General features: G+C 61.0%; 22 protein-coding genes and 1 pseudogene. 12 read left to right on the forward strand and 11 right to left on the reverse strand.

Going from position 1 to position 24610, the window contains the following annotated elements:
• Window positions 1-444: 444 nt before the first annotated feature.
• Window positions 445-1821, reverse strand: coding sequence for a VOC family protein (locus QK296_RS19735; protein ID WP_003191857.1), 1377 nt, complete (start codon window positions 1819-1821; stop codon window positions 445-447).
• Between the two features lie 197 nt (window positions 1822-2018).
• Here QK296_RS19735 and QK296_RS19740 point away from each other — a divergent pair, with 197 nt between their 5' ends.
• A complete protein-coding gene (locus QK296_RS19740; protein ID WP_282391212.1) occupies window positions 2019-4655 on the forward strand; it encodes a glucosidase in 2637 nt (878 codons plus the stop codon).
• Between the two features lie 192 nt (window positions 4656-4847).
• Here QK296_RS19740 and QK296_RS19745 read toward each other — a convergent pair whose 3' ends face one another.
• Window positions 4848-5162, reverse strand: coding sequence for an SCP2 sterol-binding domain-containing protein (locus QK296_RS19745; protein WP_003191854.1), 315 nt, complete (start codon window positions 5160-5162; stop codon window positions 4848-4850).
• Between the two features lie 56 nt (window positions 5163-5218).
• Window positions 5219-5929, reverse strand: coding sequence for a histidine phosphatase family protein (locus QK296_RS19750; RefSeq protein WP_003191853.1), 711 nt, complete (start codon window positions 5927-5929; stop codon window positions 5219-5221).
• A 194-nt stretch (window positions 5930-6123) separates the two neighbouring features.
• Between QK296_RS19750 and sohB the strand changes: the two genes are divergently transcribed.
• The gene (gene sohB / locus QK296_RS19755) at window positions 6124-7149 is read left to right on the forward strand and encodes a protease SohB (RefSeq protein WP_032896860.1); all 1026 of its coding nucleotides are present in this window, start codon (window positions 6124-6126) and stop codon (window positions 7147-7149) included.
• Between the two features lie 148 nt (window positions 7150-7297).
• Here the strand turns inward: sohB and dhaL are convergent, their stop codons facing one another.
• The 7 genes from dhaL to QK296_RS19790 all read right to left on the reverse strand — a co-directional run bounded on the left by dhaL (window position 7298) and on the right by QK296_RS19790 (window position 14621).
• Window positions 7298-7942 carry a dihydroxyacetone kinase subunit DhaL gene (gene dhaL / locus QK296_RS19760; RefSeq protein WP_057710418.1) on the reverse strand — a complete coding sequence of 215 codons (645 nt, stop codon included), beginning with the start codon at window positions 7940-7942 and terminating at the stop codon, window positions 7298-7300.
• Window positions 7943-7945: 3 nt separating this feature from the next.
• Window positions 7946-8947 (reverse strand): dihydroxyacetone kinase subunit DhaK, encoded by a 1002-nt coding sequence (locus QK296_RS19765; protein WP_282391213.1) that lies wholly within the window; start codon window positions 8945-8947, stop codon window positions 7946-7948.
• Window positions 8948-9097: 150 nt separating this feature from the next.
• Window positions 9098-10213, reverse strand: a complete 1116-nt coding sequence (locus QK296_RS19770) for an alcohol dehydrogenase catalytic domain-containing protein (RefSeq protein WP_032900715.1) — start codon at window positions 10211-10213, stop codon at window positions 9098-9100.
• Window positions 10214-10240: 27 nt separating this feature from the next.
• Entirely contained in the window at window positions 10241-10996 is a 756-nt protein-coding gene (locus tag QK296_RS19775; RefSeq protein WP_034135848.1) for an SDR family oxidoreductase, read from the reverse strand.
• 121 nt (window positions 10997-11117) lie between these two features.
• Window positions 11118-12125 carry a substrate-binding domain-containing protein gene (locus tag QK296_RS19780; protein ID WP_169911845.1) on the reverse strand — a complete coding sequence of 336 codons (1008 nt, stop codon included), beginning with the start codon at window positions 12123-12125 and terminating at the stop codon, window positions 11118-11120.
• Window positions 12126-12159: 34 nt separating this feature from the next.
• On the reverse strand, window positions 12160-13137 hold the full coding sequence (locus QK296_RS19785) for an ABC transporter permease (RefSeq protein WP_003191840.1): 978 nt from the start codon (window positions 13135-13137) through the stop codon (window positions 12160-12162).
• Window positions 13134-14621, reverse strand: coding sequence for a sugar ABC transporter ATP-binding protein (locus tag QK296_RS19790; RefSeq protein ID WP_057710420.1), 1488 nt, complete (start codon window positions 14619-14621; stop codon window positions 13134-13136). The genes QK296_RS19785 and QK296_RS19790 overlap by 4 nt, the downstream gene beginning before the upstream one ends.
• A gap of 262 nt (window positions 14622-14883) precedes the next feature.
• Here QK296_RS19790 and rpiB point away from each other — a divergent pair, with 262 nt between their 5' ends.
• The 3 genes from rpiB (at window position 14884) to QK296_RS19805 (ending at window position 18393) form a co-directional block, all read left to right on the forward strand.
• Window positions 14884-15345, forward strand: coding sequence for a ribose 5-phosphate isomerase B (gene rpiB / locus QK296_RS19795; RefSeq protein WP_003191837.1), 462 nt, complete (start codon window positions 14884-14886; stop codon window positions 15343-15345).
• 63 nt (window positions 15346-15408) lie between these two features.
• Window positions 15409-16389, forward strand: a complete 981-nt coding sequence (locus QK296_RS19800; protein ID WP_003191835.1) for a sugar-binding transcriptional regulator — start codon at window positions 15409-15411, stop codon at window positions 16387-16389.
• 435 nt (window positions 16390-16824) lie between these two features.
• Window positions 16825-18393, forward strand: a complete 1569-nt coding sequence (locus tag QK296_RS19805) for a TerC family protein (protein ID WP_057710421.1) — start codon at window positions 16825-16827, stop codon at window positions 18391-18393.
• A gap of 37 nt (window positions 18394-18430) precedes the next feature.
• On the opposite strand, the pseudogene QK296_RS19810 reads toward QK296_RS19805, so the two are convergent.
• A pseudogene (locus QK296_RS19810) lies at window positions 18431-18703 on the reverse strand (thioredoxin family protein); the annotation flags it as partial.
• A 326-nt stretch (window positions 18704-19029) separates the two neighbouring features.
• On the opposite strand from QK296_RS19810, the gene QK296_RS19815 reads away from it, so the two are divergent.
• The 7 genes from QK296_RS19815 (at window position 19030) to QK296_RS19845 (ending at window position 24569) form a co-directional block, all read left to right on the forward strand.
• A complete protein-coding gene (locus QK296_RS19815; RefSeq protein ID WP_003191830.1) occupies window positions 19030-19878 on the forward strand; it encodes a transporter substrate-binding domain-containing protein in 849 nt (282 codons plus the stop codon).
• Window positions 19879-19930: 52 nt separating this feature from the next.
• Complete coding sequence (locus tag QK296_RS19820; RefSeq protein WP_003191828.1) at window positions 19931-20593, forward strand: amino acid ABC transporter permease; 663 nt, start codon at window positions 19931-19933, stop codon at window positions 20591-20593.
• Window positions 20594-20605: 12 nt separating this feature from the next.
• Window positions 20606-21268 carry an amino acid ABC transporter permease gene (locus QK296_RS19825; protein ID WP_003191826.1) on the forward strand — a complete coding sequence of 221 codons (663 nt, stop codon included), beginning with the start codon at window positions 20606-20608 and terminating at the stop codon, window positions 21266-21268.
• A complete protein-coding gene (locus QK296_RS19830; protein ID WP_020301585.1) occupies window positions 21265-22047 on the forward strand; it encodes an amino acid ABC transporter ATP-binding protein in 783 nt (260 codons plus the stop codon). The genes QK296_RS19825 and QK296_RS19830 overlap by 4 nt, the downstream gene beginning before the upstream one ends.
• 15 nt (window positions 22048-22062) lie before the next feature.
• Entirely contained in the window at window positions 22063-22452 is a 390-nt protein-coding gene (locus QK296_RS19835; RefSeq protein WP_003191822.1) for a RidA family protein, read from the forward strand.
• Window positions 22453-22586: 134 nt separating this feature from the next.
• Window positions 22587-23351 carry an IclR family transcriptional regulator gene (locus tag QK296_RS19840; RefSeq protein ID WP_003191821.1) on the forward strand — a complete coding sequence of 255 codons (765 nt, stop codon included), beginning with the start codon at window positions 22587-22589 and terminating at the stop codon, window positions 23349-23351.
• Between the two features lie 9 nt (window positions 23352-23360).
• Window positions 23361-24569, forward strand: a complete 1209-nt coding sequence (locus QK296_RS19845) for an amino acid deaminase (RefSeq protein ID WP_282391214.1) — start codon at window positions 23361-23363, stop codon at window positions 24567-24569.
• Window positions 24570-24610 lie beyond the last annotated feature (41 nt).

Below are 24610 nucleotides of genomic sequence, written 5' to 3' on the forward strand. Positions count from 1 at the left end.
CGCAATCCAAATGTGGGAGCTGGCTTGCCTGCGATGGCGGCCTTCCAGCCAACGCCTATCCACCTGACACCCCACAATCCAAATGTGGGAGCTGGCTTGCCTGCGATGACGGCCTGTCAGCCGACACTTATCTACCTGACGCGCCGCAGTCCAAATGTGGGAGCGGGCTTGCTCGCGAAGGCGGCCTGGCAGGCGACACAGTTGGATTGTGTACATATCCATTGCTGCGGTAACGGCCGCTTAGGGTTCCGCCCTGACGGCGTCTTACTTTTGAAAAGCGCAAAAGTAAGCAAAACGCTCTTGCCCCACCACTCGGCACCTCGCCTGCGTTCGGCCAGCGTGGTTTAACGGGGCGCTTGAGATCAAGATCAAAAGCAGAGCAAGATCAAGAGCGACTCGCTTCGCATCGTGGTTACCATCAAGGCCGTGGCGCCTGGCGTTCAGTCATTTCAACAGCGTTTCAACGCATATATCCATAGAGCGCTGCTGCGTCTGCTCATACAACTGCAACTCATCAATCGTCCTGCGCCCCAGCGCTTGCTCAAAAGCCGCGCGGTTGGAGTTGCCCGCGTAGTGACTCTGCGCCCCATCCCCCAGGTTTGACTGGAAGATCCCCGCCGCACTGACCGGCAGAAAATCCTCGTACACCAGCGGTTCCACCTCCACATGGCCGGCGTTGACCAGCCCCTCCAATGTGCGGGGCTGGTCGGCCTGGCCGCGTGCTGCCAAGCCTTTATCGGTCGCGAAGTAGCGGAAATACGCCAAGCCTTGCTCGCGCATGTGCGGGTAGTTATCGGGGAAGGCTTGAAAGTGCTGCGCCATCAATTGCACATAGCGCTCGGCGTTGGCTTCATTGGGGAAGGTGCCGAGTTCATCGCGGGCGGCGTTCAGCAGTTGGTCGTACAGGGCGCGGCCTTTGGGCGTGAGCGCGACGCCGCGTTGTTCGATTTCGCCGAAGCGCGCGCTGTGGCTGCCGTGGGCATCGGTGAAGGCGATGGGTTCGTCCAAGGCCTTGAAGCTGGTCTGGCGTAGCAGGATCGGGCACTGGCGCCGGGGCGGGCCTTCGATCACGGCTTTGGGGGTGATGCCTTTGCCGGGCATGGCGGCCTGCACCTGGTCGATGTCCAGGGTGCGTGGGGTGAGGTGGTTGATGTGCGGGCCCTTGAAGGCGACGACGTCGGCGATCAGGCGGTGCTGGTCGCTGAGTTGCTGGTACTGGGCGCCGGTGACCGTGGCAGTGTGGTGCCAGCGGAACGTCTCCAGGGCCTGGCGGATAAAGGCCTCGGCGTCGCTGGCATTCAGGCCGCCTTGGGTTTGTGCTTGTTCGATCAAGGCCAAGGCTTCGGCGGTGAAGATCGAGCGCTTGGCCAGGGCGTTTTCGGCGAAGGCGCGCAGGTCGGGGTTTTCGATCAGTTCCAGGCGCAGCAATGAGGTGAACACGCGAAACGGGCTGGTTTGCAGCGCGTGTTCATGCACGGCGCGAAAGGCGGTGGAGTGCACGGGCACGCCGGCGGGGGTGAGGTCGTAGTAGCCCACCGGTTGCATGCCCATCACCGCGAATAAGCGGCTGATGGTTGCCAGTTCCGCAGCGGTGCCCAGGCGGATGGCGCCGTGGCGTTCCATGTCCAGGCGCTGGATTTCGCCGGTACGTTGCAGTTGATGCGCCAGGCCTGGTTCGCTGTCGAGCACGCGGGCATTGGTCTGGGCCACCAGCTCCAGCAGCGCGCCATACAAGGGCACTTCATCTCGATACATGTCGGACATGGCCTTGGAAAAGCCCTTGCGGATCTCGTCGGGGCTGACATGGGCGGTGGCGTGCATAGAAAAATTCCTGATGACTGGAGCGATGATCGTGGCCTTTGCCCGATTTTGTTGAGCGGCCGGCCGGCTTGCAAACGAAGATTCCTCTGGACTTCATTCTGCAAATGAATGAGTTGGCCCTGCGTCCAAGTCTTCATGTGCACGCGGAGGTCTTGCGCTCTACACTGCGCCTCACTGTGTAGGTGAAGGAGGACCCGATGACGGCCAAACCCGCAACCAACCTGCTGGGCACCCTTGAAGGCCAGCGCCTGGCAACGCAACACGCCGAACGTTGGCGCGAGTGGGGGCCGTACCTGAGTGAACGCCAGTGGGGCACGGTGCGCGAAGACTACAGCGCCGACGGTGACGCCTGGGCCTACTTCCCTCATGAACACGCTCGCAGCCGCGCCTTTCGCTGGGGCGAGGACGGGTTGGCCGGTTTCAGTGACAAGGCCCAACGCTGGTGCCTGGGCCTGGCGCTGTGGAACGAGCGCGATGCAATCCTCAAGGAGCGTCTGTTCGGCCTCAACAACGCCGAAGGCAACCACGGTGAAGACGTCAAGGAGCTGTACTTTTTCGTCGATGGCGTACCGAGCCATGCCTACATGCGCATGCTCTACAAATACCCCCATGCGGCCTTTCCGTACGCCGACCTGATCGCCGAAAACGCCCGTCGTGGGCTGGATGATGCCGAGTATGAAATCCTTGATACCGGTGTGTTTGCAGACAACCACTACTGCGACGTCAGTGTCGAATACGTCAAGCATCAGCCCGACGATATTTTCATGCGCGTCACCGTGCAGAACCGTTCGGACCAACCCACACGCCTGCAGGTGCTGCCCCAGCTCTGGGCGCGCAATGACTGGAGCTGGACCTTCGATGCACCCAAGCCCAGCTTGAGGCTGGACGTTGATCGGGTGCTGGCCCGTCATCATGAACTTGATGACCGCTGCCTCAGTGCCTGGGGCCAGGACGGCGTGCAGTGGCTGTTCTGTGAAAACGAAACCAACCAGCCCAAACTGGACGGGCAACCGGCGCCGGGGCCGTTCAAGGATGGCATTAACGATTATGTGGTGGGCGGGGTCGAGTCGGCGATTCGCCGGGACGCGGGCACTAAAGTGGCCGCGCATTTCACCCTTGAACTGGCGGGCCAGGAAAGCAAAACCCTCTACCTGCGCTTTGCGCCTCTGGACGCGCCAGACGTCAATGCACGCAAGCTATTCGAACAGCGCCGCCAGGAGGCCGATGACTTCTACGCGGTCTTGCAACAGGGCATCGCTGATGAAGATGCGCGCAATGTGCAGCGCCAGGCCCTGGCCGGCCTGCTGTGGTCCAAGCAGTTGTACTATTTTGACGTGAACCAGTGGCTCGACGGTGACCCGGCCCAGCCTGCGCCACCGCCCGAGCGCTTGCACATCCGCAATACCCATTGGCGGCATCTGTCCAACTTCGACATCCTGTCCATGCCCGACACCTGGGAATACCCCTGGTACGCCTCCTGGGACCAAGGCTTCCAGGCGGTGGCCATCGCGCTGATCGACCCTGGTTACGCCAAGCAACAGCTGTTGTTGCTGGTAAAGGATCGCTTCATGCACCCCAACGGCCAATTGCCGGCCTACGAATGGCGCTTTGACGACGCCAACCCGCCCGTGCATGCCTGGGCCAGCTGGCGCGTGTATCAGCAGGACAAGGCGCTGACCGGCGTGGGCGACATGGATTTCCTGGAGCGGATCTTTCACAAGCTGCTGTTGAATTTCTCTTGGTGGGTCAACCGCAAGGATGCCGAGGGCCGCAACCTGTTCCAGGGCGGTTTTCTGGGCCTGGACAATATCGCCTTGTTCGACCGCTCGGCCCCGTTGCCGCCGGGCTACCAGTTGGACCAGGCCGACGGCACCGCCTGGGTGGCGGCTTATGCCCTGGACCTGATGCGCATCGGCCTGGAGTTGGCCAAGCGTAATGTGGTGTACGTGGACATTGCCGTGAAGTTTTTCGAGCATTTCCTCTACATCGCCGGCGCCATCAACCGCGTCGATGACAGCGCCGAAGGTTTGTGGGATGAGCAGGACCAGTTTTTCTACGACGTGCTGCACCGCCCTGATGGCCAGAGCGAACCGGTGCGCCTGCGCTCCATCGTCGGGTTAATGCCGCTGTTCGCGGTGCTGGTGCTGGAACAGCGCGAGCACGAAGGCCTGGAAGGCTTGCGCGAGCGCCTGCTGGGTTTTATGCATCATCGGCCGGACCTGGCCAAGCTGGTTTCGCGCTGGACCGAACCGGGGCAGGGCAACCGCCTGTTGCTGGCGCTGCTGCGCGGTGAACGCACCAAGGATTTGCTGCGGCGCATGCTGGATGATCAGGAGTTCTTGTCGGCCTTTGGCGTGCGCGCCCTGTCCAAGGCGTTCGCCGAGCAGCCCCTGGCGCTGAAGATGAATGGCGACACCTTGTGCGCGCGCTACCAGCCGGGTGAATCCGACTCACGCTTGTACGGCGGCAACTCCAATTGGCGCGGGCCGCTGTGGATGCCGGTGAATTACATGCTGATTGAATCGTTGCGCGAGTTTCATCGCTATTACGCGGAGCATTTTTCCGTGGAGTACCCGACGGGCAGTGGGTATCTGGCGTCATTGGAGGAGGTGGCTGACAGCCTCAGCGGGCGGCTGACGCGGTTGTTTCTCAGGGATGAGAACGGTGTGCGGCCGTCGATGGCGGGGTATGCGCAATTGCAGGAGGACCCGGCCAGTCGTGACCTGGTGTTGTTCCATGAATATTTTCATGGGGAGACAGGGCGAGGGTTGGGGGCTTCACACCAGACAGGCTGGAGCGCGTTGGTGGCGTTACTGTTACAACCAAAACCCTGAGCACCCAAGCGGATTCGCTTTTCTGTGGAAGCTGGCTTGCCTGCGATACAGGCGCCGCGGTGTGTCCGGAAAAGGGAGTGGATGCCATCGCAGGCAAGCCAGCTCCCACAGGGGATCTTCATTCACTGCGAGAATGCAGGCAAAAAAATCCCGCCTGGTGAGGCGGGATCAGCATTCAGGGTTGCCCTTGAATCAGGAAGGGAACAGCTCGCTCAGTTTCATCGCCAGCATCATGTCGCCTTCGGCGCGCAGCTTGCCGCCCATGAACGCCTGCATGCCGTCGGTGGAGCCGTCGACGATGCCTTCCAGGGTTTCGCTGTCCATCACCAGAGTGACCTGAGCGTCAGGGTTTTCGCCTTCTTTGAGTTCGCAGGTCTTGTCCTTGACCACCAGCGAGAAATTCTTGCTGTCGTCGATACGGAAACCGAACACCAGGTCCAAGCCTTCGGCAGCGCTTGGGTTGAATTTGGCTTTCATTGCTTCTACGGCTTTAGCTACGTCAGTCATGGTTTCGATCCTTAAGGGTAGAGTCCAGTGACCTTGGGGTCACGGTTGGCCGCAGTTCATCGGAAAGTGATGAGCTGCGGCGCCTTCAACAGTTGCAAGTGGGCGTGACTGTTGAAGGAAGCCAGTGCCACCTCGCGACCACGGAACTTCAGTTGGTTGAGCGAGGTGTTAACAATTTGCCAGTTCATTTCGAAGGCCTGGGCGGCAGGCATTCGGGTAATCAGGTGGAGCAGGGCGGTGATGGTGCCGCCGGAGGTGAATACGGCGATTTTGTCGGTGTGGTTCGCGGCTTCAAGGATGCGCTGCAAGCCACCCTGGACCCGCTCGACAAACCCCAGCCAGCTTTCCAGCCCCGGCGGATCATAGGTGCCGGCCAGCCAGCGTTCGATGATCAGGGCGAAAATGCGCTGGAACTCGCTGCGGTTCTGCGGGCCATTGCGCAGGATATGCACGGCATTCGGTTCACTGCTGAGCAGGTCGGGCAACAGGCCCCGAATAATCGCTTCGCCGTCGAACTCGTTGAATGCGCTGTCGGTTTCCAGCGCCGGCACCGGCAAACCCAGGGCGCTGTACTGATCGAACGTGGCGCTGGCGGTGTGCTGCTGGCGACGCAGGTCGCCGGCGATGCAGCGGTCAAACGCAATGCCCAGGTCTGCCAGGTGGCGACCGAGCACTTGCGCTTGTTCCACGCCAATGGGCGAGAGGACGTCGTAGTCGTCTGCACCGAAGGAGGCCTGGCCATGTCGAATCAGATAAATGCTGCCCACGTCCGTTTTCCCGGTACGTTGAAAGTCTGGCGAGGTTATGAGGATGCCTGCGAGCTGTCAATGGAAAAACATACGCTTGTTTTAAAAGCGCGTTGGAGCCCGCCTGCTGGCGGTTTGATCACTGGCTCCTTCGCGGTGGCGTCGGTATGCTGGGGCCATCCGCGCCTGGCGCAGTGCTTTTTTTAAGGAGACATATGGATTTTCTGGCCGAATACGCGAGCTTTCTGGCGAAGACCGTCACCCTGGTGGTCGCTATTCTGGTGGTACTGATCAGCTTTGCAGCACTGCGCAGCAAAGGTCGTCGTAAATCCGCCGGCCAATTGCAGGTCAGCAAGCTGAATGATTTTTACAAGGGATTGCGCGAGCGCCTGGAGTCGAGCCTGCTCGACAAAGACCAGCTCAAGGCCCTGCGCAAGTCCGAAAGCAAAGCCGAAAAGAAGAAAGACAAGAAGAAGCCCGAGGCCAAGCCACGGGTATTCGTGCTGGATTTCGACGGTGACATCAAGGCCTCGGCCACCGAAAGCCTGCGCCATGAAATCACCGCGCTGCTGAGCCTGGCCACGCCCAAGGATGAAGTGGTGCTGCGCCTGGAAAGCGGCGGCGGCATGGTGCACAGCTATGGCCTGGCCTCTTCGCAACTGGCGCGTATCCGCCAGGCCGGCGTGCCATTGACTGTGTGCATCGACAAAGTGGCGGCCAGCGGCGGCTACATGATGGCGTGCATCGGCGAGAAGATCATCAGCGCTCCCTTCGCCATTCTCGGTTCCATTGGCGTGGTGGCGCAGTTGCCCAACGTCAATCGCCTGCTGAAAAAGCACGACATCGACTTTGAAGTGCTGACTGCCGGTGAATACAAGCGCACGCTCACAGTGTTCGGCGAAAACACCGAGAAGGGCCGGGAGAAGTTCCAGGAAGACCTGGACATTACCCACCAGTTGTTCAAGAACTTCGTTTCGCGCTACCGCCCACAGTTGGCGATTGACGAGGTGGCTACCGGTGAAGTGTGGCTGGGCGTCGCCGCACTCGACAAGCAACTGGTCGATGAGCTGCAAACCAGCGACGAATACCTGGCCACCAAGGCCAAGACCGCCGAAGTGTTCCACCTGCACTATGCCGAGCGTAAGAGCCTGCAAGAGCGCGTAGGCCTGGCAGCCAGCGGTTCGGTGGACCGGGTGCTGTTGACCTGGTGGAGCCGCTTGACCCAGCAACGGTTCTGGTAACCCAGTACTGAAAACCAGGTAATCCCTTGTCGATCGTTCCCACGCTCCGCGTGGGAATGCCTCCAGTGACGCTCTGCGTCACCCTGGCGTAGGTGGGGCGCGGAGCGTCCAAGGCTGCATTTCCACGCGGAGCGTGGGAACGATCATGTCAGGTCAAACGGGGTTTAATCGAGTCCGCCAATTGCGTAAGGATCAGGCAGCACGACACCGCCCCGGCATCCAGAACGCCGAGGGAACGCTCGCCTAAGCGACTGGCCCGGCCAATCTTGGCCACCAGGTCTTTGGTCGAATCCCGCCCTTGAGAAGCAGCGCTTTTCATCGCATCGAGTGCATCGTTGAACGAAGCCCCCGACGCCTGCGCCCGTTCAAAGGCTTCTACCGCCGGAATCAATGTATCCATCAAGCACTTGTCGCCCACGCCCGCTTCGGTGATGTCCTGCAACGAGGTCAAGCCGCCGCGCAGCAGGTGGGCGAAGGTGGCGGCGTCGATGTCTTCACGGCCGCGCACTTCGTCGGCCATGCCGATAAACAGGCTGCCATACAACGGGCCCATGGAGCCGCCGATGCCTTCCATCAGGCTCAAGGTCAGTTCGTCCAGGGCTTCGGCCAGGGTCAGTTGGCGGCCTTCGATCGTGCGGCCGCAATGGGCAAAGCCCTTGGCCATGTTGATGCCATGGTCGCCATCGCCTATGGCGCCGTCGACTTCGCTGAGGTACTCACGGTTGGCCACGATGACGCGGACCAGGTCGGCGACGATGGCGCTGCCATCATGGGTGGAAAAATGCTGGCTCATGGTTCACTCCGCCTGGGTCATGCCGATGGAGCGGCAGGGTTGGTCGATCAGGGTTTTCAGCTCGGCGTCGAGGCCGAGCAGGGTCAAGGTCACGCCCATCATTTCCAGGGACGTGAAGTAGTTGCCCACGTAGCAACGGTGAATTTTCAAGCCTTTGGCCTGGAGCTGCTTTTCGACCTCGGCGTAGAAAATATACAACTCCATCACCGGCGTGGCGCCAAGGCCAGAGACCAACACCACCAGGCTGTCGTCCTGGCTGAAATCGCGGTCGGCGAGGATCGGTGCCAGCATGCGCTCGGCCATGGCGGCGGCCGGTTCAATCGGGATGACTTCGATGCCCGGTTCGCCATGATGGCCGATGCCCAGCTCCATCTGGCCGTCGGGAATCTGGAAGTTCGGCTTGCCCACCGCGGCGATGGTGCAGGGCGTAAGGCCGATACCAATCGAGCGGCAGTGGTCGACGGTTTTCTGCGCCACCCGAATCACGCCGTCCAGGTCGTAATGCTGGGCAGCGGCGGCACCGCCGATCTTCCACATGAAGATTTCCCCGGCCACGCCGCGACGCTTGGCGATGTCGGCCTTGGGCGCGGACGCCACGTCGTCGTTGGCGACCACCGTGCGGATGCGCATGTCTTTGCTGGCGGCCATTTTCATCGCCAGCTTCACGTTCATGTTGTCGCCCGCGTAGTTGCCATACAGGCAGGCAACGCCTGCACCATGGTCGGCGGCGCGGAAGGCGTCGAAAAAGCTTTTGGCGGTGGGCGAGGAAAAAATCTCGCCGACGGCCACCGCATCCACCAGGCCTGGGCCAACATAGCCGAGGAACGCCGGCTCATGCCCGGAGCCGCCGCCGGTGACAATGCCGACGCGGCCTTGGGCGGATGGCCTGGCCTTGACGATGACCCGTGGGTTGCTCTCGTACTGGCGCAGTTCGGGGTGCGCGACCAGGATGCCGCGCAGCATGTCTTCGACCACTTGGTCGGGATCGTTGATGACTCGATTCATAACGCGGGTTCCTGTTGTTTTTATTAACTGTAGGAGCGAGCTTGCTCGCGAAAAACGCCAACGATGACGCGGGCTGTCTGATTCAGCGTGGCGGCCTTGAGTTCTTCGCGAGCAAGCTCGCTCCTACAGTAAAAGCGGTTGAGTAAACTTTCAGGGTTCGAGCACAACCTTCAGCGATTTATCGCCGCGCTCCATCACTGCAAACGCTTGCTTGAAATCTGCCAGCGCAAACTTGTGGGTCACCACGTCGCGCATATCGATCTTCCGGTTGCCGATAAAGTCGATGGCCCTGGGGTACATATACGGCCCCAGGTGCGAGCCAAGGATATCCAGCTCCTTGCGGTCGCCGATGATCGACCAATCCACCGTGGCCTCGTCATTGAACACGCTGAATTCGACAAAGCGTCCCAGCTTGCGCAGCATCGCCAGGCCCTGGTTGACTGCCTTGTGATGACCGGTGGCCTCGATATAGATGTCGCAGCCGTAGCCGTCGGTGATCTCGCGGATCTTCGCCAACACATCCACCTCGGCCGGGTTCCACACTTCATCGGCGCCCAGGCGCAGGGCGAGGGCGGCGCGTTCGGGTTTCATGTCTAGCACGATGAGCTTTTTGGGGTTGCGCAGCCGCACCGCGCCGATAATGCCCAGGCCCAGGGTGCCGGCGCCGGCGACTACCACGATGTCGTCATGGTCGACGTTGGCGCGTTCCGCCGCGTGCAGCGAGCAGGCCAAGGGTTCGATCAGGATCGCTTCATCGGGGGCGATGGATTCCGGCACTTTGTGGATGATGCCTTCCTTGGTGAAGATCATGTACTGGGCCATGGCGCCCTGCACATTGTTCTGAAAGCCATACAGGTCGTGCTTTTGGCACATCCAGTACTGGCCGTGGTTACAGAAGCGGCAGCCCCAGCACGGCACGATCTGCTCGGAGATCACCCGGTCACCCACGGCCACGCCACGCTTCTCGGCGCCTGGTCCAAGGGCGACCACGCGGCACACGAACTCATGGCCGGGGATCATCGGTGGTTTCACGTAGCGCGGTTGCTCGGCATCGCCCCAGAACGATGGCGCGCCGCGATAGGTCTTGATATCGCCCATGCAAATGCCGCACAGCTCGACCTTGGTGAGGATCTCGTCGGGGCCGGGGGTAGGCACGTCGACGGTTTCCAGGCGGTAGTCTTCCGGGCCGTGGCAGACCACGGCCTGCATGGTTTTCGGGATGCTTGGGGCGAGTTGTTCAGGTGTGCGTTCGGTGACAGTGGACATGACAAAACCTCACGACATAACGATGAATTACTGAATGCTGTAGCCGCCGTCGATCACCATGTTGGCGCCGGTGATCATCTGCGCGGCATCGCTGAGCAGGTACAGCGCCAGCCCGGCGATTTCTTCCGGCAGGGCAAAGCGACCTGCCGGGATCTGCAATTTGGCCCGCTCACCCACCTCGCCGGCCCAGGCTTTTTTACCCAGGGCGGTTTCGACGATGGTGGGGGAGATAGCATTGACGTTCACCTGCGGCGCCCACTCCATGGCCAATACTTTGGTCATGCCGACGATGGCGGCTTTGCTGGCGCAGTAGGCGACGTGACGGTCCAGGCCAATCACGGCGGCCTGGGACGCCAGGTTGACGATGCGCCCGCTGCCCTGGGCGATCATGTGCCTGGCGCAGGCCTGAGCCATGAAAAAGCTGGCCTTGAGGTTGATGTCCAGGGTGGTGTCCCAGGCGCTTTCGCTGACCTCGATGGCCTTGTCCAGCAGCACCACGCCTGCGCTGTTGATCAGGTAATCCAGGCGTTGGAAGTGTGCGAACACCTTGTCGACGGTCGGTTGTATCTGGTCGATCTTTCCGAGGTCGACGGCAATGCCCAGGTGCCCGGCACCCAGGCTAGCGGCCACCTCGACCACGGCCGGGTCACGGTCCAGCAGCGCCACCCGGGCGCCGCGTTCCGCCAGCAAGGTGGCGCAGGCCAGGCCGATGCCGGCGGCGCCACCGGTGATCACCGCGCAACGGCCGCTGAGGTCGAAGGCTTGGTTCCAGAAACCAGACATGAATGACTCCTCGTTCCCACGCTCTGCGTGGGAATGCCGCGTGGAACGCTCTGCGTTCCGATGTTAAGTGACGCGGAGCGTCACGGGATGCGTTCCCACGCGGAGCGTGGGAACGATCAAACTACTTACCGCCGCTGACTTGCTTGTACAGCGCATCCGCATTGGCATTGGTCACCGGCACCCAGGGCAGGATGTAGTTCTTGGCCGTGCCGTCGGCCCATTTCAGGTCCTTGGCATAGCGCTCCCAAATCACCGATTGCGGCTTGTAGTCTTCGCCGGCCAGGGCCCGCAGTGCTACGTCCAGCGCGCCTTGGGACTGGGCCTGGGCGTCCTGCAGGAAGGTGGTGACTTCGTCCTTTTTCGCCGCCTGGATCGCATCCGGCATGCCATCGATGGAGGTGACGGGCACGTCCTTGGAGGTGAGGCCATGGGACTTCAGCGCCTGCACGGCGCCCAGGGCCATGTCGTCGTTCTGGGCGATCACGCCATTGATGCCCTTGGGGTGGGCGTTGAGCCAGTCTTCGGTGAGGGTCATGGCCTGGGCGCGGTCCCAGTTGGCGGTTTTCTTCTCGATGATCTTGATATCAGGGTGTTTGCCCAGCACTTCCAGCTCGCCTTTTTCCCGGTCGATCTGCGCCGACTGGCCAATCGGGCCCTGGATGATCACCACGTTGCCCTTGCCATTGAGCTTGTCGACCATGGCCTGGGCCTGCAGGCGGCCGCCTTCCACGTCGTCGTTACCCACATACGGCACGCTGGCATCGGCTACTTTCGTATTGGAGGCGATGACCACCACGTCGTTGCTCATGGCTGCCTTGACGGTGCCGACGCCGGCCTTGGTATCAATCGGCACGAACAGAATCGCGTCGTAGCGTTGGGTCACCATGTTTTCGATCTGGTTGTTCTGGGTCAGGGCGTCGTAGTTGCCGTCGAATACGGTCAACTGCACGGTGCCATCCTTGACGGCCGGATGTTCCTTGAGCTCGCGGACCCAGTTCTGCATGAACTGGCCCTTGAGGCCATAGACGGCCGCGCCGATCTTGTAGGTCTTGCCATCGGCGGCCAGGGCAATGTTGCTGGCGAGCAGGGAGAGGGCCGCCGCGGCGGCCAGGGTGGTACCCAGTTTCATAAGTAGAACTCCGGTTATTGTTATGGGTCGTTCTTCAGCGTTTCTTCTTGCGCCACACGTCGATCAGTACTGCGAACACGATGATCAGGCCCTTGGCGACCTGCTGGTAATAGGAGGACACGCCGAGCAGGTTCAGGCCGTTGTTGATCACGCCGATCAACAGCGCGCCAAACAGCGTGCCGACAATGCTGCCGGTGCCACCCGACAGACTGGTGCCGCCGATCACCACCGCGGCAATCGCGTCCAGCTCATAGGAAACCCCGGCCTGGGGCAGGGCAGAGGTGGTGCGTGCCGACAGCACCACGCCGGCCAACCCGGCGAGCAGGCCCGAGACCACGTACACCGAGAACATCACTTTGCGCACGCCAATGCCGGAGGTGCGCGCGCTTTTTTCATTGCCGCCCACCGCATACACATAACGGCCGTAGGTTGTGTAGCGCAGCACCATCCAGAAAATCAGCGCGACCACGGCGAAGATGATGATCGGCACGCCCACCGGGCCGACCTTGCCGATGCCCAGGGCCAGGTAGGTGTCGGGCAGGTCGGTGATCGGGCTGCCGTCGTTGAGAATAAAGGTCATGCCCCGGGCGATGCTGAGCATGCCGAGGGTGGCCACAAACGGCGGGATCGACAGGTTGGCGATCATAAAACCATTGACCACCCCGAGCATCGCGCCGGCAAACATCCCCGCGCTGACCGCCGCCAACAGACCGTAACCCTGGGTGGCGACCATGGCGCTGCACAAACCGGCGAACGCCAGGATCGACCCCACCGACAGGTCGATGCCCTTGGTCAGGATCACGTAGGTCATGCCCACGGCGAGAATGCCGTTGATGGAGGTCTGGCGCAGGATGTCCATCCAGTTGCGCCAGGTCATAAAGTATTCGCTGGAAAACGCCATTACCACGCACAGCAGGATAAACACCAGCGGCAGGCCAAAGCGGTCGAGGGACAGGCGCAGGCGGTTGCGCGGCGCGGCAGTAACGGGAGCAACGATGGTTTTGGCATTCATGAGGCAAGACTCAACAAGGCTTCCTGGGAAAGAGCGGTGTCGGTGCTGATAGTGACCAGCCGGCCGCCTTTGAAGACGGCAATGCGATCACTCAAATGCAGCAGCTCCGGGGCTTCCGACGACACCACAATGGCTGCACCGCCAGCGCGCACGAACTGGTCGAGCAGGTGGTAGATCTCCTGTTTCGCGCCTTCGTCGATACCGCGGGTGGGTTCATCGCAGAGCAGACACACCGGCTCGGTGGACAGGCATTTGGCGAGCACCACCTTTTGCTGGTTGCCGCCGCTCATGGACGCCACCGGCAGTTCCAGGGAGCTGGTCTTGATCTGCAGGCGCTTGACCATGTCTTCGGCCAGTTGCGCTTCCTTGCGTGCGTTGATCAGCGACCAACTCGACAGGCGCTTATAGGCCGACAGTGCAATGTTGGACAGGATGCTGCCGGTCAGTACCAGGCCGCTGTCCTTGCGGTCTTCGGTGACCAGCGACATGCCGGCGTCGATGGTTGCCTTGGGCTGGCCGATGGGCATGGGTTTGCCTTGCAAGGTAACGCTGCCGGAATCCGCCACGGTCAGGCCGTAGATGCAATTGAGGAATTCACTGCGCCCGGAACCCATCAGCCCGTAAATGCCGAGGATCTCGCCACGGCGCAGTTGCAGGCTGATGTCGTGGAATTCACCGTTGCGGCTCAGGTGGTCGACTTGCAGGCAGGTGCTGGCCGCACATTCGCGGCCGACCTTGTGGTCGATGCGCGTCAGTTCCTGGCCGACAATGCCGCGCACCAGGTGGTCGCGGTCGATATCGGCCATGCGCCCGCTTTCCACAAAGGCGCCATCACGGAAGATGCTGTAGTCATCGGCGATCTGCGCCAGTTCGCTCAGTCGATGGGACACGTACACGATGCCGGCACCGCGTGCGGTAAGGCGGCGAATGGCCTTGAACAGGGTTTCGGCCTCGCGCTCGCCGATGGCCGAGGTGGGCTCGTCCATGATCATCACCTGGCAGTCATGGCTGAACGCCTTGGCGATTTCCACCAGTTGCATCTGCGCCACGCTCAGGCGGTGCATGGGGCTGGTGGCGTCGACGTCGAACTCCAGGCTTTCGAGCAGTTCGCGGGTGCGGCGGTTGAGGGCCTTGCTGTCGACGATACAACCGGCGCGGCGCGGTTCGCGGCCCAGCCAGATGTTTTCGGCGACGGTCATGTAGGGGATGGGTTCCAGCTCCTGGGTGATCATCGCGATTCCGGCGGCCAAGGCGTCACTCGGGCGATTGAACTGCACCGGTGCGCCGTTGAGCAGGATGCTGCCAGCGTCACGCTGGGTGATGCCCATCAGGATGCTCAGGAAAGTCGACTTGCCGGCGCCATTGCCGCCGCACAGGGCGTGGACGCTGCCGGCGTGCAGAGCAAGGCGCCCGTCACGCAGGGCGGGCACCCCGGCATAAGCCTTGGCGACATGTTCAGCCTGGAGCAGTAATGGCGTGGCCATCGGCGTGTCCTCGTGCTGTGAATTCTTATTAGGTCGCACAGTCATGTTTCGCTGTGATCATATGTGTATCAAATGAAATTCTGATCAGTCAATCTCTTTCACTTAAAAGGTGTGGTTCTCATCTGCGAGCCGTTGATTGCCTCTGTATAGGGCTTTGACTGGCGGGTCAGCTAAATCTCGCTTGACAGGAAGGGGTGAATGCTTGCGAAATGCGTGAGAGATATTTCACTAAGTGATCATTTGATCAGTGGAGCCAGGCGCCATGAACACACCTTTCCCGGTGGCTATCGGATGTGATGAAGCGGGTTTTGAGCTCAAAGAGCTGTTGAAGCGCCATATCGAGGGGTTGGGGTACCCGGTGACCGACTTCGGTACTCATTCCATGGCGCCGGTGCTGTACCCGGACATCGCCCTGGCCGTGGCCACGGCCATCAATGCCGGGCAACAGCGCCTTGGTGTGCTGGTGTGCGGCACCGGGATTGGCATGGCCATCTCGGCCAACAAGGTGCTGGGCATTCGTGCGGCCCAGGCCCATGACACCTATTCGGCGGAGCGGGCGCGCAAGAGCAACGATGCGCAAATCCTCTCCATCGGTGCGCGGGTCATCGGCGCGGAGTTGGCCAAAAGTATCGTCAGTGCGTTTTTGGCCTCGGAGTTCGAAGCGGCGCGGTCCGGGGCCAAGGTCGCGCGCATCAATGCGATCGAGCGCGATGGGCATCAGTAGTGGACGGCGCGGGGCAAGAGTCGGGAGAATGCGCCTTTGACGCCGAAACGGAAGCCCGTCCCCATGAGTGACAGTACCCAGCGCATGGCCAGTGATATCGATCAGATGACCGAAGTGGCGATGCTCTATTACCTTGAGAACGTCACTCAGGAGGCCATCGCCAAGCGCTTTGACCTGTCGCGGGCCAAAGTCAGCCGCCTGCTCAAGCGTGCGCGCGATGAAGGGATTGTCGAGGTGCGCGTGTTGCAGCACCCGGCGATGAACAACGAGCTGGAGCGGGCGTTGGTAGAGCGCTTCAAGCTTGACCGCGCCTTGATCGCGGTCGATCACAGTGACCCCGACACCCAGCGCTCCGCGGTCGCCAGCCTGGTGGCCAACTACCTCAACAAGACCCTGGGCGACGGCATGATCGTTGCCGTGGGCATGGGGCGTAACGTCGGCGCGGTGGCCGACAACGTGTTTCTGCCGGTAACCCGCAACTGCACCTTCGTGTGTGCCATCGGCGGTTCGCTCAAGGCCGGCGAATACATGAATCCTGACCACATCTGCCGACGCCTGGCCCTGCGCTTTGGTGGCGAGAGTGAAAGCCTCTACGCTCCGGCGCTGGTGGCCAACCCGGAGCTGCGTGGGGTGCTGATCAACAACGATACGGTGCGTTCGACCCTTGACCGCGCCCGCCGTGCCGATATTGCCCTGATCGGCATCGGCGACATGAGCGAGAACAGCAACATGGTGCGCATGGGCTGGTTCTCGCCCCAGGAAATCGCCCAGGCGCGCCTGTCTGGCACCGTGGGCGACATGATGGGCTATGACTTTATCGACATTCACGGCCAGCCGGCGGTCAACGCCATTCAAGGGCGAGTAATCGGGTTGACGGTGCAGGAGCTGTTTCGCATCCCGGATGTGGTGGCGATTGCCAGTGAAAACACCAAGGCGGCGGCGACTTTGGGGGCGTTGCGCTCGGGGGTGATCAATACGCTGGCCACCACTGTCACCAATGCCCACACCATCTTGGCGCTGGACGATGCCACTCGTAAAACCTGATACAGATCGTTCCCACGCTCCAGCGTGGGAACGCATCCTGTGACGCTCCGCGTCACCCTTGCGCGGGTGGGACGCGGAGCGTCAAAGGCGGCATTCCCACGCGGAGCGTGGGAACGATCAACACCGAGGTGCCTGCATCGCAGGCAAGCCAGCTCCCACAAGTATTGGTGTGCTTCTGATAGGGGGCTACAGGTTTTGTAATAGTTTTGCGCTGTGGGAATTTTGTATTTCAAATGTAGGATTCAAGTCCTTTTGTCATTTCAGGACTTGCATGAACACCCTCTCGGAGCCTCCCAGTCGTCTTTCCCCAAGACCACCGCTGTCGCTGTTTCCGCTCAAACACCCCGTATTCCGTCAACTAACCTTGTCCCGGTCGTACGACCGCACTTTGCCGTGCCTGGCGTTCTGAACACTTTAAAGACAGAGAATTTATAAATGGAATGGTTAGCGGATCCCACGGCCTGGCTCGGCCTTGCGACCTTGATTGTGCTGGAACTGGTGCTGGGTATCGACAACCTGGTGTTTATCGCGATCCTGGCGGACAAGTTGCCGCCGGAGCAGCGTGACCGTGCGCGGTTGATCGGCTTGTCCCTGGCGCTGTTGATGCGCCTGGGCCTGTTGGCGAGTATTTCCTGGTTGGTGACCCTGACCCAGCCGCTGTTCGAGGTGTTCGACAAGAGCTTCTCGGGCCGTGACCTGATCATGCTGTTCGGCGGTATATTCCTGCTGTTCAAGGCCACCATGGAATTGCATGAGCGCCTTGAAGGCCATGTGGCGCAGCACAAGGGCAACGTGGCTTACGCAATGTTCTGGCCGATCGTCGCGCAGATCGTGGTACTGGATGCGGTGTTCTCCCTCGACGCGGTGATTACCGCCGTGGGCATGGTCGACGAGCTGGCGGTGATGATGATCGCGGTGATCGTGTCCATCGGCCTGATGATCGTGGCGAGCAAGCCGCTGACCCGTTTCGTCAATGCGCACCCGACCGTGATCATGCTGTGCCTGGGCTTCTTGATGATGATCGGTTTCGCCCTGACCGCTGAAGGCTTGGGCTTCCATATTCCCAAGGGCTACCTGTACGCGGCCATTGGTTTCTCGATTCTGATCGAGGTGTTCAACCAGATCGCCCGCGCCCGTCGCAAGAAATCGGCACAGGGTGTGTTGCCAGTGCGTGAGCGCACTGCCCATGCGGTGATGCGCTTGTTGGGCGGTCGCAGCCTGGCGGTGGAAGAGGTGGGTGAAGAGGTCGCCGACCTGCTGGGTGAGCCGGATGCTGCGCAGGGCCCGCTGTTTGACCGACGTGAACGGGTGATGATCAGTGGTGTGCTGCAACTGGCCGAGCGGCCGATTCGCACCCTGATGACGCCAAGGGCCAAGGTTGACTGCATTGACCTGGCGGACGACGCCGAGACGATCCGTCTGAAACTGATGCACTCGTCCTACTCGCGCTTGCCGTTGATCCGTAACGGTGCGGTGGATGAGCCCCTGGGTTTTGTGCACAAGAAGGAGTTGCTCAAGGAGTACCTGGCCGGTAACGAGCCGAACCTGGAACACCTGGCGCGTCGGGCGATCAACCTGCTGGAGAGCTTTTCGATCCTCAATGCCCTGGAGCAGATGCGTCAGGAGTCCACCCACATCGCCTTCGTGATCAACGAATTCGGGGACTTCATGGGCGTGTTGAGCATGACGGACATTCTAGAGTCCATCGCCGGTGAATTGCCCGATGCCAGCGAAATCGAAGGGCCGGACATTGTCGAGGACGGCGATGGTTTCCGTGCCAATGGTGCCTTGAACCTTAACCTGGTGCGTCAGCGCACGGGCTTCAAGGCGGTGGCGACTGGGGATTATCAGACCTTGGCGGGTTTGGTGATGAGCCTGCTCGATCGCCTGCCGGTGGTGGGCGATAGCCTGGAGCATGAAGGCTGGCGTTTGACGGTGGCTGAGGTAGAGGAGCGTCGAGTGACACAGGTGCATTTGCGCCCTGGCGCGGGTCATAACGACTGAAGATGTCCTGCACAAACGGCGCTTGCTCTTCCAGAGGGCCGAAGCCTTTGAATTTTTCTACCAGGGCGCCATTCAGGTAGATCAGCAGCGTCGGGGTGCCTGTTACGTCAGGGTGCCTCGGCGTGTGCGCGCAATCGACTACCAGGCTCACGACTCTGGGATGCTTCCAGGCGTGCAGTTCGAACAAGGGCCCTGCCTGCACGCAGGCAGGGCAGTGTTCGGAAACAAACAGAATGAATACCGGGCGTGGTGTGTTCAGTAACCGTTCGAACGCCTTGGCGCTGGAAATTCTGCTCGTTGCAACGCCCATGATGATCCCCCCTTCAAGACGCAGTCGTTTTTCCCAACGCTAAGCCCGCAGATGTGTAGCGTCTACTGTCAACCTTCACAGGTCTGCCGTACCGCTGCGACCCATGAGAGTGCGCAGTAACAGCGCTGTGGGGCCTTGAGTAGCAAGCCGTGGCAAAGATGCTGTCACGGCGTGGAATTATTCCAAGCGTTATCTTGCTGATCTCTAACGACTTTCACCCCAGCATATTTTTCCTTCAGGACCTGTGGCACACTTTCTGCTGTCTATTCCGTTGTTACATACCAAGTTCCGGTATAGCGGAATACACAATCCCTGGAGTGCTTGTCATGCATCACCGACCTTCCGTATTCAAAGCGTGTGTTTTTCTCGTCGTTGCATCGGCTTCCCTCGCCAGCGTGGTGCAGGCGGCGGACAGCAAGCTTGATGATGTGCTCAAGCGTGGGCACTTGATCGTAGGTACAGGCAGTACCAATGCGCCGTGGCACTTCCAGGGAGCGGATGGCAAGTTGCAGGGATTTGATATCGACATCGGCCGCATCGTGGCCAAAGGCCTGTTCAATGACCCGAGCAAGGTGGAGTTTGTGGTGCAGTCGTCTGATGCACGTATTCCCAACCTGCTCACCGACAAGGTCGACATGAGCTGCCAGTTCATTACTGTTACCGCCAGCCGTGCGCAGCAGGTGGCTTTTACCCTGCCGTACTACCGCGAAGGCGTCGGCCTGCTGCTGCCCAACAACAGCAAGTACAAGGAAATCGAAGACCTTCAAGCCGCAGGCGATGACGTTACTGTGGCCGTGCTGCAGAACGTGTATGCCGAAGAGCTGGTGCATCAGGCGCTGCCCAAGGCCAAGGTCGACCAGTACGACAGTGTCGACTTGATGTACCAGGCCGTGAACTCAGGCCGCGCCGATGCCGCCGCCACCGACCAGTCCTCGGTCAAATACCTGATGGTGCAGAACCCCGGTCGTTATCGCAGCCCGACTTATGCCTGGAGCCCGCAAACCTACGCCTGCGCGGTCAAGCGCGGCGACCAGGACTGGCTGAATTTCGTCAACACCGCGCTGCATGAAGCCATGACCGGTGTGGAATTTCCCACCTACAAAGCCTCGTTCAAGCAGTGGTTCGGCGTGGACCTGCCAGAACCGGCGATTGGTTTTCCCGTGGAATTCAAGTGACCCGCAACAACAGGGGCGTGCCTGAACACGCCCCCTTCAGGTGCTGCCGACCATGAACTATCAGTTGAACTTTGCCGCCGTCTGGCGTGATTTCGACACCTTGCTGGCAGGGCTGGGCCTGGGCCTGCAGTTGGCGTTGCTGTCGATCGCCATCGGCTGCGTGATCGGCCTGTTGATGGCGTTTGCCATGCTCTCCAGGCACCGCGCGTTGCGTATTTTTGCCTCGGTGTATGTGACGGTGGTGCGCAATACCCCGATCCTGGTGTTGATCCTGTTGATCTACTTTGCCTTGCCCTCCCTGGGTATTCGCCTGGACAAGATCCCCTCGTTCATCATCACCCTGTCGCTGTATGCCGGTGCCTACCTCACCGAAGTGTTCCGCGCAGGCCTGGTGAATATTCCCAAGGGGCTGCGTGAAGCCGGCCTGGCCATCGGCCTGGGCGAATGGCGGATCCGCGCTTACATCACCGTGCCGGTGATGCTGCGCAACGTGCTGCCGGCGCTGTCGAACAACTTTATCTCGCTGTTCAAGGACACCTCCCTGGCCGCTGCGATCGCGGTGCCGGAGCTGACCTATTACGCCCGCAAGATCAACGTCGAAAGCTACCGGGTGATTGAAACCTGGCTGGTCACGACCGCGCTCTACGTGGCTGCCTGTTACCTGATTGCCATGCTGCTCCGTTACCTGGAACAGCGTTTGGCGATCCGTCGTTAAGGAAGGGTTTGCATGTACGAATCCCCCAGTTGGCTGCATGAATTGTGGATCGCCCGCGAAACGCTTTGGGCTGGCTTCCAGGCCAGTGTGGCGGTCTCGGCGCTGGCGATTATCTTTGGCACCCTGATCGGCATCGTCGCCGGGTTGATCCTCACCTACGGCAAATTCTGGATGCGCGCGCCGTTCCGTCTGTACGTCGATTTGATCCGTGGCACGCCGGTGTTTGTGCTGGTGTTGGCGTGTTTCTACATGCTGCCGGCCCTTGGCTGGCAAATCAGTGCGTTTCAGGCCGGTGCGGTTGGGCTGACCTTGTTCTGTGGCTCCCATGTGTCGGAAATCGTGCGCGGCGCGCTGCAAGCCATTCCCCGTGGGCAACTTGAAGCGGGCAAGGCGATTGGCCTGACGTTTTATCAGTCCCTGGGCTATGTGCTGTTGCCCCAGGCGCTGCGGCAGATCCTGCCGACCTGGGTCAACTCCTCCACGGAAATCGTCAAGGCTTCCACCTTGCTGTCGGTGATCGGCGTGGCGGAATTGCTGCTCAGTACCCAGCAGGTGATCGCGCGCACCTTCATGACCCTGGAGTTCTACCTGTTCGCCGGGTTTCTGTTCTTTGTCATCAACTACGCCATCGAATTATTCGGGCGCTACATTGAAAAGCGGGTGGCCTTGCCATGAATCAAGCTCAAACCAACCCAGCGCTGCTGGACATTCGTGGCCTGCGTAAACAATACGGCCAGGTGGAAGTGCTCAAGGGCGTCGACCTGTCCATGCAGCGCGGCAATGTGGTGACGTTGATCGGATCCAGCGGTTCGGGCAAGACCACTTTGCTGCGCTGCGTGAACCTGCTGGAGGAGTTCCAGGGCGGGCAGATCACCCTGGACGGCGAGTCCATCGGCTACAGCGATGTTGGCGGCAAGCGCGTACGCCACCCGGAGCGGGTGATCGCCCAGCACCGCGCAATGACCGGCATGGCGTTCCAGCAATTCAACCTGTTCCCGCACCTGACCGCGCTGCAGAACGTTACCCTCGGCTTGCTCAAGGTCAAGAAAATGGGCAAGGATGAAGCGGTAGCCCTGGCCGAAAAATGGCTGGACCGCGTCGGCCTGCTGGAGCGCCGCAATCACTTTCCCGGTCAATTGTCCGGCGGCCAGCAACAGCGCGTGGCCATTGCCCGCGCCATCGCCATGAACCCCAGCCTGATGTTGTTCGACGAAGTCACCTCAGCCCTCGACCCCGAGTTGGTGGGCGAAGTGCTCAGCGTGATCAAGGGGCTGGCGGAGGAGGGCATGACCATGTTGTTGGTCACCCACGAAATGCGCTTTGCTTATGAAGTCTCGGACCAGATCGTGTTCATGAACCAGGGCCGCATTGAAGAGCAGGGCAGCGCGAAGGACATCTTCGAACGGCCGCAGTCGCCGCGACTGGCGGAATTTCTCAAGAACATTCGTTTTTAACAAGGAGCAACTTTTATGAGCATTACTCGTTACGGCACCGGCAGCACCGCAGGTGGCGGCCAGCCACGCCCGTTCGCCCGCGCCGTGGAAGCCGATGGCTGGCTGTATGTGTCGGGCCAGGTGCCTGCGGTGGACGGTGAAATCATCAATGGTGGCATCATTGAGCAAACCCGCCAGACGATGCGCAACGTGGTGGCGATCCTCGAAGAAGCCGGCTACGAGCTCAAGGATGTGGTGCGGGTGGGCGTATGGCTGGAAGACCCACGGGACTTCTGGAGTTTCAACAAGGTGTTCGGTGAATACTTCACCCCGGAACACGCCCCGGCGCGCGCCTGCGTGCAGGCCAACATGATGGTCGATTGCAAGGTCGAGATCGATTGCGTGGCCTACAAGAAAAAGGCCTAACTGATCATTCCCACGCTCTGCGTGGGAATACCGCCTTGGACGCTCTGCGTCCGCGCTTGTGACGCAGAGCGTCACCGCATGCATTCCCACGCAGAGCGTGGGAACGATCATCTGGAACGGGACCGAGTACTGCCATGACCGAAGACACCATCAAACGCCGCGCCAAAGGCCTGGACCGTGCGTTCGATATCCTCGATTTTCTCAAGGAAATCGGCCAGCCCCTGCGCCCGAATGATATTGCCAGCGGCATTGGCAGCCCCAAATCCACGGTCTACGAACTGGTGGCGTCGTTGCTGGAGCGGCGCATCCTGGAGACCGTGGGCAAGGACGGCCACGTGTACCTGGGCCGGCAGCTGTATTTCCTCGGCCAGGCACACTTGCGTCACTTCGACCTGACCCGCGAGGCCGACCACGCCTTGCAGGAGATCGTCAGCCAGACCCACGAAACCGCGCAGATGTGCCTGCTCAACGGGCGCAAATACACGGTGGCGCTGATGCGCGAGGGCCAGCGGCATTTCCGTATTTCTTCGGATATCGGCGAAAACGCGCCCATTCCGTGGACCGCCTCGGGGCGCTTGTTGCTAGGGCATTTGAGCGACCAGCAGATCGTCGACCTGATCGACCCCGACGATTTCATCCTGCCGGACGGCCTGCGCCTGCCGCTGGACACGTTCCTGGCGCAAATCCGCCAGGCCAGCCTCGATGGGTTCTTCTCCTTCGACAGTGTGGCCGACACCTTCACCCATTGCTTTGCCGCCCCGGTGCGCGATGCCCAGGGCATCAGCATCGCAACCCTGTGCATCGTCGCCCCCCGGGCCGATGCCAGCAAAAACTACCACGACTATCGCCGGGTACTGATCGACAGCGCCAACAGCCTGGCCCGGCGCATCAACGAATAGGAGTTTTCCATGCCTGCCCTCAACGCCGTTGAAAAAGGTGCCGCCGCCGTCGGTGCTCATTTGGTTCGCGATGTCAGCCTGCCGGCCCTGGTGCTGCACCGTGACGCCCTGGAACATAACATCCGCTGGATGCAGGACTTTGTCCGCAGCAGCGGCGCCGAGCTGGCGCCCCACGGCAAGACCAGCATGATGCCCGCGCTGTTCCAGCGCCAGATCGCCGCCGGTGCCTGGGGCATCACCCTGGCTACCGCCGTGCAGACCCGTGCCGCCTACGCCAGCGGCGTGCGTCGTGTGCTGATGGCCAACCAGTTGGTGGGCGCGCCGAACATGGCCTTGATCGCCGACCTGCTGGCCGATAAGGATTTTGACTTCCATTGCATGGTCGATCACCCGGACAACGTTGCCGACCTGGGCCTGTTCTTCGCCGCCCGTGGCCAGCGCCTCAATGTGATGATCGAGTACGGCGTGGTCGGTGGCCGCTGCGGTTGCCGCAGCGAGCAAGAGGTGCGTGAGCTGGCCAAGGCGATCAAAGCCCAACCGGCATTGGCCCTCACCGGTATAGAGGGTTACGAAGGGGTGATCCACGGCGAGCACGCCATCAGTGGTATCCGCGCCTTCGCCGCCAGCCTGGTGAGCCTGGCAGTCGAGCTGCAAGACAGCGGCCTGTTCGACCTGCCCAAGCCGATCATCACCGCATCGGGCTCGGCCTGGTACGACCTGATCGCCGAGTCGTTCGAGACGCAGAACGCCGCCGGCCGCTTCCTCAGCGTGTTACGCCCTGGCAGTTACGTGGCCCACGACCATGGCATCTACAAAGAAGCGCAGTGCTGCGTACTCGAACGCCGCAGCGACCTCAACGAGGGCCTGCGCCCGGCAATGGAAGTCTGGGCACACGTGCAGTCGCTGCCGGAGCCGGGTTTTGCGGTGATTGCCCTGGGCAAGCGTGATGTGGCCTACGACGCCGGTTTGCCGGTGCCGCTCAAGCGCTACAAGGCCGGGATCGTGCCGGCGCAAGGGGATGATGTGAGCGGGTGCAAGGTCACGGCGGTGATGGACCAGCATGCGTTCATGACCGTGGCGCCGGGAGTGGAATTGCGCATTGGCGACATTATTTCGTTTGGTACGTCCCACCCTTGCCTGACCTTTGACAAGTGGCAGGTGGGCTGCCTGGTGGATGAGCAGTTGCAGGTGGTTGAGTCTCTGCGTACCTGCTTCTAGACCGCGTCGCGGCTATCGCAGGCAAGCCAGCTCCCACATTC

The organism is Pseudomonas sp. AL10 (assembly GCF_029960685.1).
Classification (GTDB): Bacteria; Pseudomonadota; Gammaproteobacteria; order Pseudomonadales; family Pseudomonadaceae; genus Aquipseudomonas; species Aquipseudomonas lactis.

Bases quoted from the DNA above. Each gene is read 5' to 3' on its own strand.
- sohB (WP_032896860.1), top strand. From the start codon at position 6,124: ATGGATTTTCTGGCCGAATACGCGAGCTTTCTGGCGAAGACCGTCACC.
- QK296_RS19770 (WP_032900715.1), bottom strand. From the start codon at position 10,213: ATGTCCACTGTCACCGAACGCACACCTGAACAACTCGCCCCAAGCATC.
- QK296_RS19735 (WP_003191857.1), bottom strand. From the start codon at position 1,821: ATGCACGCCACCGCCCATGTCAGCCCCGACGAGATCCGCAAGGGCTTT.
- QK296_RS19815 (WP_003191830.1), top strand. From the start codon at position 19,030: ATGCATCACCGACCTTCCGTATTCAAAGCGTGTGTTTTTCTCGTCGTT.
- QK296_RS19740 (WP_282391212.1), top strand. From the start codon at position 2,019: ATGACGGCCAAACCCGCAACCAACCTGCTGGGCACCCTTGAAGGCCAG.
- QK296_RS19790 (WP_057710420.1), bottom strand. From the start codon at position 14,621: ATGGCCACGCCATTACTGCTCCAGGCTGAACATGTCGCCAAGGCTTAT.
- QK296_RS19840 (WP_003191821.1), top strand. From the start codon at position 22,587: ATGACCGAAGACACCATCAAACGCCGCGCCAAAGGCCTGGACCGTGCG.
- QK296_RS19780 (WP_169911845.1), bottom strand. From the start codon at position 12,125: ATGAAACTGGGTACCACCCTGGCCGCCGCGGCGGCCCTCTCCCTGCTC.
- QK296_RS19745 (WP_003191854.1), bottom strand. From the start codon at position 5,162: ATGACTGACGTAGCTAAAGCCGTAGAAGCAATGAAAGCCAAATTCAAC.
- QK296_RS19800 (WP_003191835.1), top strand. From the start codon at position 15,409: ATGAGTGACAGTACCCAGCGCATGGCCAGTGATATCGATCAGATGACC.
- QK296_RS19845 (WP_282391214.1), top strand. From the start codon at position 23,361: ATGCCTGCCCTCAACGCCGTTGAAAAAGGTGCCGCCGCCGTCGGTGCT.
- QK296_RS19830 (WP_020301585.1), top strand. From the start codon at position 21,265: ATGAATCAAGCTCAAACCAACCCAGCGCTGCTGGACATTCGTGGCCTG.
- QK296_RS19835 (WP_003191822.1), top strand. From the start codon at position 22,063: ATGAGCATTACTCGTTACGGCACCGGCAGCACCGCAGGTGGCGGCCAG.
- QK296_RS19825 (WP_003191826.1), top strand. From the start codon at position 20,606: ATGTACGAATCCCCCAGTTGGCTGCATGAATTGTGGATCGCCCGCGAA.
- QK296_RS19765 (WP_282391213.1), bottom strand. From the start codon at position 8,947: ATGAATCGAGTCATCAACGATCCCGACCAAGTGGTCGAAGACATGCTG.
- rpiB (WP_003191837.1), top strand. From the start codon at position 14,884: ATGAACACACCTTTCCCGGTGGCTATCGGATGTGATGAAGCGGGTTTT.
- dhaL (WP_057710418.1), bottom strand. From the start codon at position 7,942: ATGAGCCAGCATTTTTCCACCCATGATGGCAGCGCCATCGTCGCCGAC.
- QK296_RS19785 (WP_003191840.1), bottom strand. From the start codon at position 13,137: ATGAATGCCAAAACCATCGTTGCTCCCGTTACTGCCGCGCCGCGCAAC.
- QK296_RS19775 (WP_034135848.1), bottom strand. From the start codon at position 10,996: ATGTCTGGTTTCTGGAACCAAGCCTTCGACCTCAGCGGCCGTTGCGCG.
- QK296_RS19820 (WP_003191828.1), top strand. From the start codon at position 19,931: ATGAACTATCAGTTGAACTTTGCCGCCGTCTGGCGTGATTTCGACACC.
- QK296_RS19805 (WP_057710421.1), top strand. From the start codon at position 16,825: ATGGAATGGTTAGCGGATCCCACGGCCTGGCTCGGCCTTGCGACCTTG.